The following is a 17,583-nucleotide window of genomic DNA, read 5'->3' as shown; positions in this document are numbered from 1 at the left end:
GAAAATTCTAAATTTAACATTTGTTTGTTTAAAAGTAGGATCCAACTCCCAATGTAACATAATTATAACTTGGTGAAGCTATTTTTAAATTTTCATATCCCATAGAGAAAAAGTGATTTTTTTTATGATATTTTCCTCGAAATTCAAATGAGTTTACTGGCATTCCGTTAACTTTACTCCAAATCATGGCGCTATTGAAACTGATTTTTTTAAATGGGAAAACATCAGTATTTAAGCCATACGAAAATCCGGCTTTGTTAATATCGTTAGCGATATAGGTTGCTCCAATTGTCCAACCCAAATTGAATTTTTCAAAACGCAATCGGTCGTAGCCGAAATTAAATTGAAACAAAGATAAATGTGAAGTCGTTTTAGCAAATTTGTCTCGTTCTATCAAAGCTCTGTAATCGGTTTGTAAATAGAAATGCTGAAAAGGTCGAAATTTTCCTTTTAGATGATTTCCAAAAGCAGCATTATTACTATACAGAAAGTGATTTTCTACATCAAAACGAAGTTGTTTTTTAAGTACAGATTCATCATTAATTTTTTCGTAATTTCCTGATTTTCCATCAAAATAGGGATGAGGTGTTAAAGGAAAATACAAGTGATCTTCATTTCGGTAATCACCAATGGTAGCATAAAGTCCGATGTAAAAACCAAGTTCTACAAAAAAGGCGCCAATGCCAAAATTATCATTACTTTCTCTTGCGTTTGAAGGTGGATTGTGATTTACAGGTTCAGTTGGTAAAGGCGGACGCGTATCTTCTTTTCCGGATTTTAATTCATTTTTAGATGTATCAATTTTTTGAGCGTAAAAACTACTTGAAAAAAAGAAAAGTACAAGTAATAAGGTGTTTTTTAGCATATAGTATTTTATCTTTTTCAATCAAAAATTAAGTTAAGAAACTATTTGCAATCACAATGGTCACCACAACCTTTTTTATTTGCTTTTTTCTTCCAGAAGAATTTTTTAATTAAAAACCCAACCGCTAGAGCCAAACAGATATATGTTAAAATTTCTTGCATCATGATAAAATATCAATTTCAATATTAAAATTCAATTTCAATATTTTTCTTTCGGTTATAAATAAAACTCCCAATTATTTTAATGTTTGATACGCAATTAATGCCACAACATAAGCAAAACCACTCATAAATACCAATTGAATTAAAGGCCATTTCCAAGAATTGGTTTCTTTTTTTACAATTGCCAGTGTGCTAACGCATTGCATGGCAAACGCATAAAATAGAAGTAAAGAAATTCCCGTAGCAAAGTTGAAAATTTTATTTCCATTTTCGTCAATATCTTCTGCCATTTTCATTTTTATTGTGGCTTCTTCTTCGCTCTGACTTCCCACGCTGTAAATAGTAGCAAGCGTTCCTACAAATACTTCACGAGCAGCGAAAGAACTTACTACAGCAATTCCAATTTTCCAATCGTAACCCAATGGTTTGATAACAGGTTCTATGGTTTTACCCATCATTCCTATATAAGAATTCTCTAATTTGTAGGCGTTTATTTTATTTTGACGCATTTCTTCTGTCAGTGGTTTTTCATGTTTTTCTGCAATAATTTTTTCTGCATTGTCAAAATTTGCCGAACCGTGTGAACCTAAAAACCATAAAACAATTGAAATCGCTAAAATTATTTTTCCAGCACCTGTTACAAAAGCTTTAGTTTTTTCTAAAACATTTAAAGCTACGTTTTTAAACATTGGAACCTTATAACTTGGCATTTCTACAACAAAATACGATTTACATTTTAGTTTTAATAATTTGTTTAAAATGTAAGCAGATCCAATGGCAACAAAGAAAGCCATTAAGTACAAAGCCATTAAAGTTAAACCTTGTAAACTGAAACCTAAAAAGCGTTTTTCAGGAATAATTAATGAAATTAAAATGGCGTAAACGGGTAATCTTGCCGAACAAGTGATGAAGGGCGTAATTAAAATTGTAATCAAGCGTTCTTTCCAGTTTTCGATATTTCTAGCACTCATAATGGCCGGAATCGCACAAGCAGTTCCAGAAATTAATGGCACAATGCTTTTTCCTGACAATCCGAATCGTCGCATGATTTTATCCATTAAAAACACTACACGGCTCATGTAACCACTTTCTTCTAAAACAGAAATGAATAAAAATAAAAAGGCGATTTGCGGTATAAAAATTACTATTCCACCAATTCCTGGTATGATTCCATCGGATAATAAATCGGTGAATTTTCCAGAAGGTAAATTTTCTTTTGTATACGCACTAAATTTAGAAAAACTCGTATCAATAAAATCCATTGGAATACTACTCCAGTCGAAAATAGATTGGAAAATGAGTAATAAAATTCCAAAGAAAATTAAATAACCAAAAACTTTATGCGTTAAAATATTGTCTAATTTACTCTGAAAATCTGTGGCTTTAGATTTGTCTATTTTCTGAGTTACTTTCAACGTATCATTTATAAATTGATAGCGCTTTATAGTTTCTTTTTGTTGTAGTTTTTTTAATTCGGTATGCGAACGGGTGAAGTTGTTTTCAATTTCGTTTCGTTCTAAATTTAAGAAGTTAACATCTTGTGTAATAACCAACCAAAGTTTGTATAACAATTGATTCGGAAAGGCTTTTCGTAAACGGTTGAAATATTCTTCGTCTATTGAACTTGCGTTTAAACAAGCTTCTTTAGAAAGTGACTTGTAGTTTAAAATTAATTCTTTAATCTTATCAATTCCAATATTTTTTCGAGAACTGATTAAAGCAATTTTCGTTTTTAAAGCTTTTTCCAATAAAGGAATGTCTAATTCAATCCCTTTTTGCTTCATTCTGTCACTCATATTAATTACAAGCAACGTTGGGATTTCAAGATCTTTTATTTGAGTGAAAAGTAATAAATTTCTTTTTAGGTTTTCTACTTCAGTCACCACAACGGCAACATCAGGAAAGTCTTCGTCATTTTTATTTAAAAGCAGTTCAATTACTACATTTTCGTCAATTGAATTCGCATTTAAGCTATAGGTTCCGGGTAAATCTATAATTTTTGCTCGGGTAATTTGATTGATTTTACAAATTCCAGTTTTTTTATCAACTGTAATTCCAGGATAATTTCCAACTTGTTGATTTAATCCTGTTAACTGGTTAAAAACAGATGTTTTCCCAACATTTGGATTACCAATTAGCGCAACTTTTATTGTATTTGGAGTCATTTATTGGATGGAGTCGGATTGAATAAAAATGAAAGAAGCTGTTTTTTTTCTAATAGCTACTTTGGCATCGTTCACATTAAAAAATAAAGGATCGCCCATTGGCGCAATTTGAATCAATTCAATGTCGTTCCCTGGCAAACATCCCATTTCAATTAATTTCAATGGAATTTCGTCAATATCAATATCGATAATTTGGGCGCTTTGCCCTTTTTTCAGCATAGAAGCATTATAATCGCTCACGAACTTATTTAGATTGAATTAAAATACAAAGATAAGTAATTCTTAAAACAAAAACCTAACATTTGTTAGGTTTAACATTTGAAGTTTTATTCGTACCTTAGGCCATATATTTTACGTAACATAAATGAACAGAACATTAGTAATTGGCGACATACACGGAGGTTTAAAAGCAGTGATGCAAGTTTTAGAAAGAGCTGAAATAAATGAAAATGATACTATAATTTTTTTAGGTGATTATGTAGACGGTTGGAGTCAATCACCAGAAGTTTTAGACTTTTTAATAGATTTATCAAAAAAACAAAACTGTATTTTTATTAAAGGAAATCATGACGAATTACTTTTAGATTGGTTGGAAAATAATCACAAGCATTTGAATGAAAAAATGTGGTTTAAACACGGAGGTAAAGCTACTGTTGATGCTTATTTAAAAGTTTCTGAGGAAGTAAAACAGACACACATTCAGTTTTTAAAATCTTTGCAGAATTATTATTTAGATGCCGAAAACAGATTGTTTCTTCATGCTGGATTTACCAATTTGCATGGTGTTGATTTTGAGTATTTTCCAAAATTACTGTATTGGGACAGAACACTTTGGGAAGTTGCTCTGTGTTTAGATGAGAAAATGGATACCAACTCTGAGTTGTATCCTAAAAGATTAAAAATTTATTCGGAGATTTATATTGGTCATACCCCTATTTCAAAAACAGAAAAAGTGGCCCCGCTTTTAAAAAATTCGGTTTGGAATTTAGATACTGGTGCTGCGTTTAATGGGGCTTTAACAATTATGGATATTTCTACCAAAGAATATTGGCAAAGTGATGTTGTTCGTGACTTGTATCCTAATGAAGCAGGTAGAAGTTAAATTATTTTTACTTTATTTTTATCTTTTAAAGTTAGTCTCTTTTATCCATTAAGAATTGATTAATTTTTAAATTGTTACTATAAAAAAAAACTCGTTGGTTGTAATACCAACGAGTTTCTCACTTAATCCCCAAAATTTATATAAAAATATAATGACAAATATATGCATGTATTTTTATATGCATGTACGGAAATACCGTAATAAATGTTAAAATTTCATTTTTTAAAAGTTTGATGACTGAAATATGTTGTTTTAACTTAAGTATTAAAACAATAACTTCAGTTCTTTAATCGTCATAATTTTAACAAATACTACGGATATTCCGTAATATAAAAGTATTTCTATCTGTTATTTTTGAAGATTATTCTAAAATTTTCAAATTTATAAGCCTTTTTGAGATTGTAGAATAAAGTAAACTGCAAAAATAAATGATATGAAAAACTTTACTTTGAAATCAGTACTTTTAACTTTGTTACTTTCAATTTTAACACAAGTTACTTGTAATGCACAAGTTGGAATTGGAACCACCAATCCATCTGGAGCGTTGGATATAACTTCTTCGGTAGAAGGCCTTTTAATTCCAAGAGTTGCATTGTCAGCCACCAACGTGGCAACAGTTTTAACTCCAATGGTATCTGAATTAGTTTACAATACGTTTACTTCTGCATTAGGCCCCAATCAGGTAGCCCCAGGATATTATTATTGGAATGGTACGATATGGGTTCCGATTTCAACAGGAAGTCTTTCTGCGTGGTCACAAATAGGTAATGCGGGTACAAATGCTACTACCAATTTTATTGGTACTACTGATGCCGTTGATTTTGTAACAAGAACCAACAACACAGAGAAAGTAAGAGTTACAAGTTCTGGTAATATGGGAATAGGTGTTTCAAATCCTGTTGCTAAATTAGACGTAGCTGCTGGGACTACGCTTGTAAATTCTGTTGTAAACGGAACCGGAAATATTAATGATTTTTTACAATACAATATTCAAAATACAAGTACTGGAGTTCGCGCACAAAGTGGCTATTCTGCAACAGCAGACAATGGAACAGCAACCACAGGTTTTGCTTGGATTGGAATTAATAATTCTACATTTAACTTTCCAACCGCTTATAATGTTGGTGGAGCAAATGATGTAAGTTATGTTGGAAGTGGACAAGATATGTATATTGCCAATGCTAATAATACAAGGTCAATTATATTTTCTACTGGAAGGGCTACAACTCCTTTTTTTAACGAAAGAATGAGAATCAGATCGGATGGTAGTGTTGGTATAAATAGTCCAGGTGCTGCAACAGAAAAAATAAAAGTTGTACATTCTGGCGCAGGGAATGATGCGATAAATGCAGTGAATAATGATGATAATATTGGAAAAGGGAATGCAGTTTGGGCAACGAACGGTAATGCAACCGGAACAAGTATTATTGCAAGTTCTGGTGCTACACCACCAAATATTTTACCAAATATAGGTGCGGGAATTTCAGGGTCACATATAGATGGATATGGGGTTTATGCAAACACAGGAAATGGAGATCCTAATACAGCAACGCATAATGGTCACGCAGCTGGAGGTTTTCTTTTAGATAACGACAATAACGTTACTACTCTTGGTTCAAGTGCTTTTGCAAAGTTAGCAGGTAAAGATAATGTTTCTCCTAACGGGATTTTAAGTGTTCAAAACGTTTTGTATGGTGGTTATTTTCAAGCGGGTGTTAGTTCGCCTTCTTATTCTTACACTGGAATAAAATATAATCATAACGCATCAGGTGGTGGTGGTACAGATTTTAAGGTAATTGGTAATGGAGTTGCCTCAACAATAATTTATGACGAAAAAAACATACCACGTATAATGTTTTGTACAGAAGCACCTGAAGTTTTATTTGAAGATTATGGAATGGCAAAATTAAATAATGGAGAAGCTTATGTATCATTAGATAAAGTGTTAACTTCTTCCATGAAAATAGACGATAAACATCCATTAAAAGTTTTTATTCAGTTAGAAGGTGATTGTAATGGAGTTTTTGTTACTGATAAATCAAATGTTGGATTTAGAGTTAAAGAATTAAATAATGGCAAAAGTAATGTTAGTTTTTCATGGCATATTGTTGGAAGTAGAGCTGATAGTAAAGATGAAAAAGGAAATGTAAATTCTGAATTTGAAAATTTAAGACTTCCAATCGGCCCAACAAAGTTAAAAGAAGAAATACTATTGGAAAAAGAGAAAGTAAGATAAAATTCTTTTAAAGAATAATAATTTCATTAAGTTCAACCGTACTAAAAATTATTTTAGTGCGGTTTTTTTTAATTATAGTCTATTCTAGATATCTATTTAATTACAAGATAAAAGAATATAAAAAAAACCCACCAACTTAATGTTAGCGAGTTTCTTTTCTTTTATAATACCCCCCGGTTATATAAAAACATAGTTCAAATTTAGAGATTAGTTTAATGGAAGAAGTACGGTTTTTACGTAATAATTGTTAAAATTGTATTTTAATTAAATAAAACCGAGTTTTCTAGCTTCTATTATAAGTTCTTCATCAGTTCCTTTATTAATTAGGAAAAAATCTTTAATCTTACATTTTCTTTTTTCAATCGCACTATCGCTTAATCCTAATTGCATGCTTATTGTTTTATTTTTGAAACCTTGAGCAAGTAAAACGATAATTTGTCTGTTAATGCTATCTAAATAATTTTCCCTTTCTAATAATTCTTTCATTCTGTCTGTTACTGTAGCACTATAAAAGGTTTTATTGTTAAGAATACTATCAAATGCCTCTAAAAGAATTTCACCAGTGGCATCACCTTTTATAATTAATCCATTTGGTTTTGCTTTAAATAGAATGTCATATATGATAAATGCTTCAGAATGAGCTGTTAGAATAACTATTTTAGCTTTAGGTTGGTATTCTCGAGCAAGGATAGCTACATCTTCTCCGTATTTAAGTTTCATTTTTAGAAAAGGTGGTAAACTTCTGTCTACAAAAATGATGTCAAAAAAATTCGCGTTTTCTGGCTTTGTGATGATGTTATAAGCATCTTCACAATTATGACAAAAAGTAGGTAGGAGCTTAATGTTTTTTTCATTGAAATTTAAAACAGAAAGGTAACCACTTAAAATTGCTGGATGATCATCTATTAATAAAATATTTAAAGTCATTTTTTTCTATTTGGAGTTTATGTTGTGTTCAATCTAAAATATTAAATTTATTGTAGTGCCTTTATTTATTTTACTTTCTAAAATAAATTTACCATTAATTTCAGCCATTCTTTTTTTCATATTTTCTATGCCAATTCCTTTTTTGTTGGTATCGATTTTAAAGCCAATTCCGTTATCAGAAATTTTTATATGAATTTCATTTTCTTTTTTATTCATATTTAAATTTACTCTTGTTGCTTGAGAGTATTTATCAATATTTTGTAAGGCTTCTTGAATGATTCTATAAATATTTATTTTAATATTAATATTAATGATTTCCCAATCAATTCTTTCGTCGACTTTTAGTTTAAACTCAATATCAGAATGCCCTTTAATCATTGTAAATAAATTTTCAACAATTGAAATAAAAGTGACATTGTCATCAAACACATTTTGATTTAAGTCGTGAGAAATTTGTCTTATTTCTTTTTCAATATTTTGAAGATCATCTATATAAGGTAAACATTTTTCAATTGTTTCTTCATCTTTTCGTTTCTTTAGAATAAACAAATTAAGTCTTATTGCGGTTAATTTCCCCATAATACCATCATGTAATTCTTGAGAAATTCTATTTTTTTCTAGATATTTTCCTTCTTCAATATGATGTTGCTGATTTAACATTAAATCGTAAATCTCTTCTTTTGAATTTTGTTGTTCTTGTATGAATTTAAGCTCTTTGTTTTTTATGTTTCTAGATTTTATGAAATAAAACAGAAGAATCATTAGAATTACAAATACAGCAATTGATGAAATGGACCATAACTGTTGAAGTATGGATTCTTTCTCTTTCTGAATGGAATCTTTTTCAGAAATAATCTCGTTTGTTTCATAGTCAATTCTGGCAAATTTATCTCTGGTTTGCCTTTCGGTATTAATGATACTATCTGATAATGTTTTATATTCTTCAAAATAAGTAGTGGCTTTATTGGGACTAATTTTCGCTAATAATAAAAGTGTTTTTAGTTTGTCATCTGTAAGTTTATTTTCGTTTGCAATTGTTAAAGCATCATTAGAATATTCATAGGCTTTTTGTAAGTTGTTATATTTTAAATAATATTCACTCAAATATAAATTAGAGGTGTTTATCGCTAAAATATTATTGGTTTGTTTGGCTATGTTTAAAGATTCAATGAAATGGTTTTTTGCATTAATGTCGTTAAGCTTAAGTTTTGAATAACCTAGACAGTTGTTTAGGTTACAAAAAACATGAGGGTCTTTTATTTTAAAGTTATCAATAATCAGGCCCTTTTTTGCGTAGTTTAAACTAATTTCATAATTATTTTTTTTATTGTATGCTAAACAATAGTAATAATACACCTGTCCTTTAAGCGATAACACTATTTTTTTGTTCTCTATTTTGTCGGTTATTTCTAACGCTTTTTTAAAATATTTTATTGCCTCAACAGGATCATTCTGAATATGTGAAGCATATCCAATGTTTAAAAACGCGTTGTAGAGTAAGTAGTAATTGTGTTTGTTTTTTAAAATTTTTAATGCTTCAAAAGAATTTTTTTCAGAATTATAATAATCATTTAAATTTTGATTGATTACAGCTTTATTTAAATATATGGTGCCTAAAAGATACTTGTTTTTGGTTTCTAAGGAGAAATTTTCTGCTTTTGTATAGTAATAATACATACTGTCTAATCTATACATATTTGAATAATAAGCGCCTTTTTTGCAAAGTCCTTCTATTATTCCTGTAGTGTCATTAATTTTTTTTGATTTTTTTAGAATCGTAGTACTTATTCTGTTATAATCTTCAAATTTCTCTAAGTCGTAATATTTGTCAGAAATCGCATCAAGATTATTTCTAATTATGGTATCGTAGTTGTATTTTTCTAATTCAGTTTCAATTAGTTTTAATTCTTTTTGACTGGTAGCTAATTTAATTTTATATGTTATGAAATCCTTATTTGTTTTTAATGCTTTCTTGTCTTGACAAGAAAGCATTAAAAATAGTAAAGTTGTTATTTTAATTATACTCCTCATAGTATTACAAAAATAGGAAAAAGGAGTCAAACATGTTGGTTTCTTTATGGTTTTATTGGTTTTGGATTTACAGATCCATTAATACTATCTGTTAATCTGTTTATGGAATCTGTAGATGTTGTTCTCAGGCTGTAATTACTTTGTTTACTGGAATTTTTAGTTGTTGATTCTTGTGTGTAAGTTAATTCGTCATCAGTTGAACATGAAACTAATGTTGACAAAATAAGCGCTGATAAAATGATAACTTTTTTCATAATTTTATGTGTTAAGGGTTTTAAATTAAGTTTTTAATAAATTGTTATATAACAATTTATTAATGTAAAATACAGGTGTAAAATTATATGCGCAGACTTGATTTTTGTTACGGATTTCCCTCAAAAATTGTTAAACTTTTATCGATATATGTTAAACATTTTATGTTTAATGAATTTTAACTACGGAAACTCTTTTCTTAAGAAGATTTAAATTTTAAACTCAAAAATTACTTTTCAAGGGGTTTTAATTGTTAAAGTGGTGTACAAAAAAAAAGGATAAATAGAATCTAGTTAGAATTATAGCCTGTGAATTAGGTTGAAATTAATTGTTATATTTGCAGAACATTTAAATTTATAGATAATGAAAAAAATAATGTTTCTTGTATTCTTAGGAATAGGTTTTTTAGGTAATGCACAAGCTTACAAAGGGAAAAGTGATGTTAAATTGCAAATTGGTGCAACAGTACAAAATGGAGGAAGTGGAATTGTTTTAACAAATGATTATGGAATTGGAGAGAATATGTCTTTTGGTTTTTCAGCTAGTTATATGTTAAATGCGGATAACATTACTATTAACAATGTAAACTATAAACCAGAATTTACCGATCGTGCAGATGCGAAAATTCGATTTAATGCCAACCTAGGAAGTGTTGTTGGTTTAGAAGACAATATGGATGTGTATCCGGGTTTAAATTTAGGAACAAGAAATTTCGGCGCACATCTTGGATTCAGATATTTCTTTACGGAAGGTTTTGGAGTATATACAGAAGCAGGTTTCCCAATTGCAGAATATGACTCAACGCCAGGTGTTTTTGGTAAATATAATAATCAGTTTGTTTTTCAAATTGGTGCTTCATTCAATTTATAGATGAGTGTAGTTACCGAAAAGAGATTAAAAGACAGAAGTGGTGCTGTTTGTGAAATCAGCGGAAGCGATGAAAACTTAGTCGTTTATATTGTAGAACCCAAAACAGAAGCCATTCCGGAAAATTGTATTTTAATTACCAAATCATTAAGAGATCAAATTGAAAATAAAGAGTTGATGAACGCCAACGATTGGACCCGTTTGTCAGACAGTATGTGGAATGAAAATTTACCCGTGCAAATTGTTTCTTGGCGAATGTTAGCGCGTTTAAAAAATCATGATTTGCTTGAAATGATGTATTTAGACGAAGATGCTTTAGAATGGGCAAAGGCAACAGGTGAAGACGAAGATGAAGAAGGAAAAATCATCCATAAAGATTCTAACGGAAATATATTACAAGACGGCGATTCTGTAGTTTTAATAAAAGATTTAGATGTGAAAGGTGCTACATTTACCGCTAAACGTGGTGCTGCTGTTCATAATATTAAACTAGTTTGGGACAATCCCAATCAAATTGAAGGTAGAGTAGAAAACCAACACATTGTAATTTTAACACAATACGTGAAGAAAACTAAATAATTAGCCAATGAGTCAATTGGTCAATGTGTCAATAATTAAAAAACCCTGCAAATATAATTTTTGCAGGGTTTTTTCTATTTCCTACAAGGTTTTGGAAACCTTGCAGGATAAGTATTTATTACAAATCAAATTTAATTCCTTGAGCTAAAGGCAATTGATCAGAGTAGTTTACGGTGTTCGTTTGTCTTCTCATGTAAACTTTCCAAGCGTCTGAACCCGATTCTCTTCCACCACCAGTTTCTTTTTCACCACCGAAAGCACCACCAATCTCCGCACCAGAAGTTCCGATGTTTACGTTAGCGATTCCACAGTCAGAACCAGCGAATGATAAGAATTTTTCTGCTTCTTTCATGCTGTTTGTCATAATCGCTGAAGATAAACCTTGAGCCACACCATTTTGTTTCTCAATAGCGTTTTCTACTTCACCTTCATATTTCATTAAATATAAAATTGGAGCAAACGTTTCGTGTTGAACAATTTCGAAATGATTCTCCGCTTCAATAATAGCTGGTTTCACGTAACATCCAGATTCGTAACCTTCTCCTGTTAATACACCACCTTCAACTAATACTTTTCCACCTTCTGCTTTAGCTTTTTCAATTGCAGCTAAATAAGTATTTACTGCATCTGTATCGATAAGTGGGCCTACATGGTTTTTCTCATCTAAAGGATTTCCAATTTTAATTTGTCCGTAAGCACCAACAATGGCGTCACGTACTGTATCATAAACAGATTCGTGAATGATTAATCGACGCGTAGAAGTACATCTTTGTCCGGCTGTACCAACAGCTCCGAAAACCGCTCCAGGAACTACTACTTTTAAATCGGCAGTTGGAGTGATAATAATGGCGTTGTTTCCGCCTAACTCTAATAAAGATTTTCCGAAACGTTGTGCTACAGTTGCGCCCACAATTCTTCCCATTCTTGTAGAACCTGTTGCAGATACTAATGGAATTCTTGTGTCAGTTGTAATCATTTCACCTACTTTATAGTCGCCATTAATAATACAAGAAATTCCTTCTGGTAAGTTGTTTGCTTTTAATACATCAGCAATAATATTTTGACAAGCAATCGTACAAATTGGCGCTTTTTCTGAACCTTTCCACACACAAACGTCTCCACAAATCCATGCTAAAGCTGTGTTCCAAGCCCAAACGGCTACTGGGAAATTGAAAGCAGAAATGATTCCTACAACACCAATCGGATGCCATTGCTCACGCATTACGTGACCAGGACGTTCAGACGGAATTACTTGTCCGTTTAATTGACGTGATAAACCAACTGCAAAGTCGCAAATGTCAATCATCTCCTGAACTTCACCATAACCTTCTTGTAAAGATTTCCCCATTTCATAAGAAACTAATTTTCCAAGTGGTTCTTTTAATTCTCTTAATTTATTTCCAAACTGACGTACAATTTCTCCACGTTGAGGTGCTGGCATTGCACGGAAAGACTTGAATGCTTCCGTAGCGCTTTGCATCACTTTTTCGTAGTCTGCAGCTGTTGTAGTTTTTACTTTTCCGATTAATTGACCATCAACTGGTGAATAACTTTCGATAATTTCTCCTGAAGAAAAACTATTTGAACCTGTTGAAGTTCCATCGTTTACTTCTTTAATTCCTAATGCTTGTAAGGCTTCTTGCATTCCGAATTGTGATGCTATTGTTGACATATTTAACTTTATTATGTGTTTTTGTTATTTTTTACAAATGTAATAAATAGAATTTAGAAAATTGAGTACAGATTATGGAGAATAAATAAAGAAAAAAATTACTTTACAAACTTCGGATTAGCTTCCATAATGGTGCCGCATTTGTCGCAAGTTCTTTTTTCTTCCGAAGTATAAAAATCCTTGAAATGCGAAAGAAAATCGTTTTCGATATTGTTTAATTCGAAATATACTTCATGAAGTTTATGATTGCAATTGTCGCAAAACCAAAGTAAACCATCTTTTACATCCAAATGATTTCTCTTTTTTTCAATTACTAAACCTATAGAATTTTCGGTTCGATTTGGAGAATGTGGAACTTTTGCAGGTAATAAGAACATATCGCCAGCGGCTAATTTCATAGCTTTCTTTTTGCCATTCTCTTGAATGAAAACGGTAATTTCACCTTCTAACTGATAAAACAATTCTTCCGTTTCATTATAATGATAATCTTTTCGAGCATTTGGTCCGGCAACTATCATAACAATATAATCGCCAGAATCAACATATAAATTTTTATTCGCAACAGGTGGGACTAAAAGATGGCGATTTTCTTCTATCCATTTATTTAGGTTAAAAGGTTTTGTGATTGACATTTTTTTTGAGTTAGAAGTTTTAACGAATTTACACCGATTTTTTGAAACACACAAAATAAAAAAAACCGCTTCTGATTAGCAGATGCGGTTAGTTTGTTTTATTTTTTAGCTTCTTTAATTAGATAAATGTAAGAAGGAAAGTGATCGGAATATCCAGGGCCAGTAGCACTATTTCTTAAAGCATAACCTTTATATTGCCCAGTTTGTTGAATCATGAATGGTGCGTTGTAAACACCTGCTTTCCAATATCTCCAAGAAGTATAATCTTTTTTCAGTAAAGGTTCAGAAATAATAATTTGATCGAAGAAATCCCAAGAATCTCTGAAAGCTAATGTTCCAATTCCTTTTTTCAATAATTTTTCTGCCGGATTATACAGTCCTAAAGGTTGTACTTCTTTTTCATCTCCTTTTGCGCCTAATACTTGTTTTATGCTTTTATTAAACGGACCATCATTCAAATCACCCATGGTGAAAATTTTAGCATTTGGGTTGATGGCTTGTAAAGAATCGATAATTTTTTTATTTAATGCTGCTGCTGCTTCACGTAACGGGCTACTTCTTTTTTCTCCACCTCTTCTTGAAGGCCAGTGGTTTACTATAAAGTGCATTTCTTCACCGTCTAATATACCCGTCATAAGAATTTGATCACGGGTATAAATTCTTTTTGTTTTGGCATCTACAACATTATCATCTGTATCTTCTACTTTTTCTTTGTCTTTAGCTTTTTTATCTGTAGCATCTTCTGTTACAATTAAAGGGTAGTTTTTGTAACTTGTAGGTTGAAAATGTCCCTTTTGATATAAAAAACCAGTGTCAATTCCTCTTCTATCTGGCGAATCAAAATGAATTACGGCATAGCCTTTCGCTTTTAATGCAGGTTGTTTGCATAAATCTTCTAATACTTTTCGGTTTTCTATCTCAGCTACACCTAATATGACTGGAGAATTTTTTTGCTCGGCATTTACACCGATTTGAGAAATTACTTTTTCTAATTTTTGTAATTTATCTTTATAATTTTGAGGCGTATATATAAAATCTTCATCATTAATGGTTGGGTCGTTAATGGTGTCAAATAAATTTTCTAAATTATAGAAAGCAATTGTATTAACCATGTAGTTTTTTTTCTCTTGTGCAAAACTTGTTGCAACAGTAAGAATAAGGGCTACAGCACTGTAAAATGGGTTGATTTTCATTTTTAAAATTAAGTTATAATTAAATCTTTATGCAAAATAGATGCCAAAGGTAAATAATATTATTTAAATGTTGTACATTTGTCGGCTTTTTAGTTTTTGCTAAAAAAGTTTGTAAAGTATTAATTTATAATTAAGTATGAAAAAACTTGCATTAAGTCTTTTATTTTTATTTCAAGCTATTATTGTAATGGCTCAAAATCAATCAACTGTTAAAGGTAAAGTAGTTGATTCAAAATCGCAAGCTCCTTTAGGAAGTGCGAAAGTTATGATTCAATCCAGTGGGAATTTTGTAACTACCAATAACTTAGGTGAATTTTTATTAAACGAAGTTCAAGAAGGTAGTCAAGTTTTACAAATTTCTGTGGAAGGATACAACAAACAAAACTTCACTATTGAAGTAGTAGCAGGTCAGATTTTAGATGTCGGAATGCTATTTTTAGATGAAGACATTACCGTAGAACAGCAATTGAGTTTAGTAACTATTACTGAAAACGATTTAGGAGACGATTCAAGTGGATCTGAAAGTACTTCGGGTTTATTACAATCTTCACGTGACGCTTACCAACAAGCAGCAGCCTTTAACTGGGGTGCAGCAAGATTTAGAATTCGTGGTTTAGATAGTGAATACGGTACTACGATGATAAATGGTATCACCATGAACAAACTATTAGATGGTAGACCACAATTTGGAAACTGGGGTGGTTTAAATGATGTAACTAGAAATCAGGAGTTTACTTTAGGTACAGCACCTTCAGATTATACTTTTGGAAGTATTTTAGGAACTCAAGAAATTAACACTAGAGCTTCCTTATATAGAAAAGGTAATCGTATCTCTTTTTCTGGTACAAATACCAATTATTCTTGGCGTTCTATGGCTACAATCAATTCTGGTTTAATGGAAAATGGTTGGGCATATAGTGTTTCAGGTGGAAGAAGATGGGCAAAAGAAGGCTTTTTTGAAGGTACAGATTATGCCGCAAATTCATTATTTGCAAGTGTAGAAAAAAGATTTAATGACAAACACAGTTTAAACCTTACTTCAATTTACGCTCAAAATAGTAGAGGAACAAATACTGCTATTACTGATGAAGTAGCAAGATTAAAAGGTTTTAGATATAATCCACAATGGGGATATCAAAATGGTAAAAAAAGAAATTCTTCGGATAGAAATATCGAGGAGCCGATGGTGATTTTAAGTCACTACTGGAAACCAAGTAATAAAACGACAATTAATACAAATGTAGCATACCAAACCGGATCTACAGGAAGAAATAGATTAGAGTTCCCAGGAGCAAACAATCCAAATCCTACTTATTACCAAAATTTACCAAGTTTTTTTATTAATAATCCTGACAGATTACCAGCTGGAGTTAATCCAACAGATTATTTTTTACAAAACTCTCAAATTAACTGGGATGAACTTTATTTAGCTAATGCAAACAGTACAACTGGTGCTGCAGCGTTTTTAACTGAACAAAGAGTAGATGACAAACAATTAACAGCTAACTCAATCATATTTTCAGATTTATCAGATAATATCAAGTTAAATGCTGGAGTGTCTTTTAGAAATTTAAGCTCAAGAAATTATACAATTATTGAAGATTTATTAGGTGCTAGCTATGCTTTAAATGCAGATGGATTTAACATCGGACCAGAAATTTCTCAATTCGATTTAAATAATCCTAACGCTCAAGTTGTAGAAGGCGACGTATTTGGTTATAATTATAAATTATATGCTAACGTTGTTGATGCTTTTACTCAATTTAAATTCTCTTATAAGAAAACAGATTTCTATTTAGCACAATCATTTTCTCGTTCAGAATACCAAAGAGAAGGTTTATACAGAACAGGTTTTTTCCCAACAACATCTTTTGGGAAAAGTGAAAAACAAACTTTTGAAAACTTTGGTTTCAAAGGAGGATTTACATACAAGATTTCTGGTCAACACTTTTTAGATTTTAACGGAGCTTACATGACTAAAGCACCAAACTTAAGAAATACGTTTGTTAATGCTAGAAGAAGTAATGCCATTACAAACGATTTAACAAACGAAGAGGTTTCAAGTTTAGATGCTAGTTATATTTTAAAAACACCTAAGTTTAAAGCTAGATTAACTGGTTTTATGACAAATATTAAAAAAGCAACGGCTTTAACGTTCTATTTTGCTGAAGGTTTATTTGAAGATGCAGAAGGTGATGACGACGATTCATTAATAAGTGAGATTTTATCAGGAGTAGATAAAAGAAATGTAGGAGCAGAGCTAGGTTTAGAATACCAAATTACTTCAACTATTAAAGCTACTGGTGCTGCTTCTTACGGACAATATATCATTGCAAACAATCCAACTATTTCTATCAACAATGATACTCAAGCTACGTTAACAAATACCAACCCAATTACAAGTTTCGGACAAGCTTATCTTAAAAATTACAGACAATCTGGTATGCCACAAACAGCCGCTTCGTTTGGTTTAGAATATAGAGATCCTAAATTTTGGTGGGTAAGTGCAAATATCAATTACTTAGCTGATTCTTATATTTCAGTAGCAAACATTTTTAGAACAGAAAATTTTGTATTAGATGATGATGGATTCGGTTATAATGGGGCTTCAAAAGAAACTGTTGCAAAAGCATTAAAACAAGAAAGATTACCTGATTTAAATTTATTAAATTTATCAGGTGGAAAATCATGGAGAGTTGATGGAAAAACAATTGGTTTTTTTGCAACTATTAACAATGCATTGGATGTAACTTACAAATCAGGTGGTTTTGAACAATCAAGAAAAGCAACTTTTCAAGAGCAACAAACAGACAATGCCAACGGAACACCTTCTTTTGGTAATAGATATTTTTACGGATATGGAAGAACTTATTTCGTAAATTTATACATTAATTTTTAATA

General features: G+C 31.0%; 15 protein-coding genes. 5 read left to right on the top strand and 10 right to left on the bottom strand.

Annotated elements, in window-relative coordinates; all coding sequences use genetic code 11:
- Positions 1–28 precede the first annotated feature (28 nt).
- The 4 genes from G4D72_RS09335 to G4D72_RS09320 all read right to left on the bottom strand — a co-directional run bounded on the left by G4D72_RS09335 (position 29) and on the right by G4D72_RS09320 (position 3,410).
- The gene (locus G4D72_RS09335) at positions 29–865 is read right to left on the bottom strand and encodes a hypothetical protein (protein WP_166077413.1); all 837 of its coding nucleotides are present in this window, start codon (positions 863–865) and stop codon (positions 29–31) included.
- Positions 866–906: 41 nt separating this feature from the next.
- Positions 907–1,026: a FeoB-associated Cys-rich membrane protein gene (locus G4D72_RS09330; protein ID WP_394367572.1), complete on the bottom strand. Its 120-nt coding sequence runs from the start codon at positions 1,024–1,026 to the stop codon at positions 907–909.
- A 74-nt stretch (positions 1,027–1,100) separates the two neighbouring features.
- Positions 1,101–3,191: a ferrous iron transport protein B gene (feoB, locus tag G4D72_RS09325; protein WP_166077411.1), complete on the bottom strand. Its 2,091-nt coding sequence runs from the start codon at positions 3,189–3,191 to the stop codon at positions 1,101–1,103.
- Complete coding sequence (locus tag G4D72_RS09320) at positions 3,192–3,410, bottom strand: FeoA family protein (protein ID WP_166077548.1); 219 nt, start codon at positions 3,408–3,410, stop codon at positions 3,192–3,194.
- A 145-nt stretch (positions 3,411–3,555) separates the two neighbouring features.
- Here G4D72_RS09320 and G4D72_RS09315 point away from each other — a divergent pair, with 145 nt between their 5' ends.
- Together G4D72_RS09315 and G4D72_RS09310 are read left to right on the top strand one after the other, a co-directional pair.
- Complete coding sequence (locus G4D72_RS09315; RefSeq protein WP_166077410.1) at positions 3,556–4,293, top strand: metallophosphoesterase family protein; 738 nt, start codon at positions 3,556–3,558, stop codon at positions 4,291–4,293.
- Between the two features lie 433 nt (positions 4,294–4,726).
- Positions 4,727–6,529, top strand: coding sequence for a hypothetical protein (locus G4D72_RS09310; protein ID WP_166077409.1), 1,803 nt, complete (start codon positions 4,727–4,729; stop codon positions 6,527–6,529).
- A 264-nt stretch (positions 6,530–6,793) separates the two neighbouring features.
- On the opposite strand, the gene G4D72_RS09305 is transcribed toward G4D72_RS09310, so the two are convergent.
- From G4D72_RS09305 to G4D72_RS09295, 3 genes are read right to left on the bottom strand one after another with little or no spacing between them, the layout of a single operon-like run.
- Complete coding sequence (locus G4D72_RS09305; RefSeq protein ID WP_166077408.1) at positions 6,794–7,456, bottom strand: response regulator transcription factor; 663 nt, start codon at positions 7,454–7,456, stop codon at positions 6,794–6,796.
- 33 nt (positions 7,457–7,489) lie between these two features.
- On the bottom strand, positions 7,490–9,487 hold the full coding sequence (locus G4D72_RS09300) for an ATP-binding protein (protein WP_166077407.1): 1,998 nt from the start codon (positions 9,485–9,487) through the stop codon (positions 7,490–7,492).
- Between the two features lie 44 nt (positions 9,488–9,531).
- Positions 9,532–9,741, bottom strand: a complete 210-nt coding sequence (locus G4D72_RS09295; protein WP_166077406.1) for a hypothetical protein — start codon at positions 9,739–9,741, stop codon at positions 9,532–9,534.
- A gap of 361 nt (positions 9,742–10,102) precedes the next feature.
- Between G4D72_RS09295 and G4D72_RS09290 the strand changes: the two genes are divergently transcribed.
- On the top strand, positions 10,103–10,609 hold the full coding sequence (locus G4D72_RS09290) for a DUF6646 family protein (RefSeq protein ID WP_166077405.1): 507 nt from the start codon (positions 10,103–10,105) through the stop codon (positions 10,607–10,609).
- Complete coding sequence (locus tag G4D72_RS09285; protein WP_166077404.1) at positions 10,610–11,185, top strand: PhnA domain-containing protein; 576 nt, start codon at positions 10,610–10,612, stop codon at positions 11,183–11,185.
- A 118-nt stretch (positions 11,186–11,303) separates the two neighbouring features.
- Here the strand turns inward: G4D72_RS09285 and amaB are convergent, their stop codons facing one another.
- The 3 genes from amaB to G4D72_RS09270 form a co-directional block, all read right to left on the bottom strand.
- On the bottom strand, positions 11,304–12,857 hold the full coding sequence (gene amaB, locus G4D72_RS09280; RefSeq protein ID WP_166077403.1) for an L-piperidine-6-carboxylate dehydrogenase: 1,554 nt from the start codon (positions 12,855–12,857) through the stop codon (positions 11,304–11,306).
- A 98-nt stretch (positions 12,858–12,955) separates the two neighbouring features.
- Positions 12,956–13,489, bottom strand: coding sequence for a 3-hydroxyanthranilate 3,4-dioxygenase (locus tag G4D72_RS09275; RefSeq protein ID WP_166077402.1), 534 nt, complete (start codon positions 13,487–13,489; stop codon positions 12,956–12,958).
- Positions 13,490–13,587: 98 nt separating this feature from the next.
- Positions 13,588–14,682 carry an endonuclease/exonuclease/phosphatase family protein gene (locus G4D72_RS09270; RefSeq protein WP_166077401.1) on the bottom strand — a complete coding sequence of 365 codons (1,095 nt, stop codon included), beginning with the start codon at positions 14,680–14,682 and terminating at the stop codon, positions 13,588–13,590.
- Between the two features lie 136 nt (positions 14,683–14,818).
- Here G4D72_RS09270 and G4D72_RS09265 point away from each other — a divergent pair, with 136 nt between their 5' ends.
- Positions 14,819–17,581: a carboxypeptidase-like regulatory domain-containing protein gene (locus G4D72_RS09265; protein WP_166077400.1), complete on the top strand. Its 2,763-nt coding sequence runs from the start codon at positions 14,819–14,821 to the stop codon at positions 17,579–17,581.
- Positions 17,582–17,583 lie beyond the last annotated feature (2 nt).

It is taken from the genome of Flavobacterium difficile (genome assembly GCF_011392115.1).
GTDB classification, from domain to species: domain Bacteria; phylum Bacteroidota; class Bacteroidia; order Flavobacteriales; family Flavobacteriaceae; genus Flavobacterium; species Flavobacterium difficile.
Note: the sequence above shows the minus strand (reverse complement) of the source record. Positions and strands in the feature narration are given on the sequence as shown.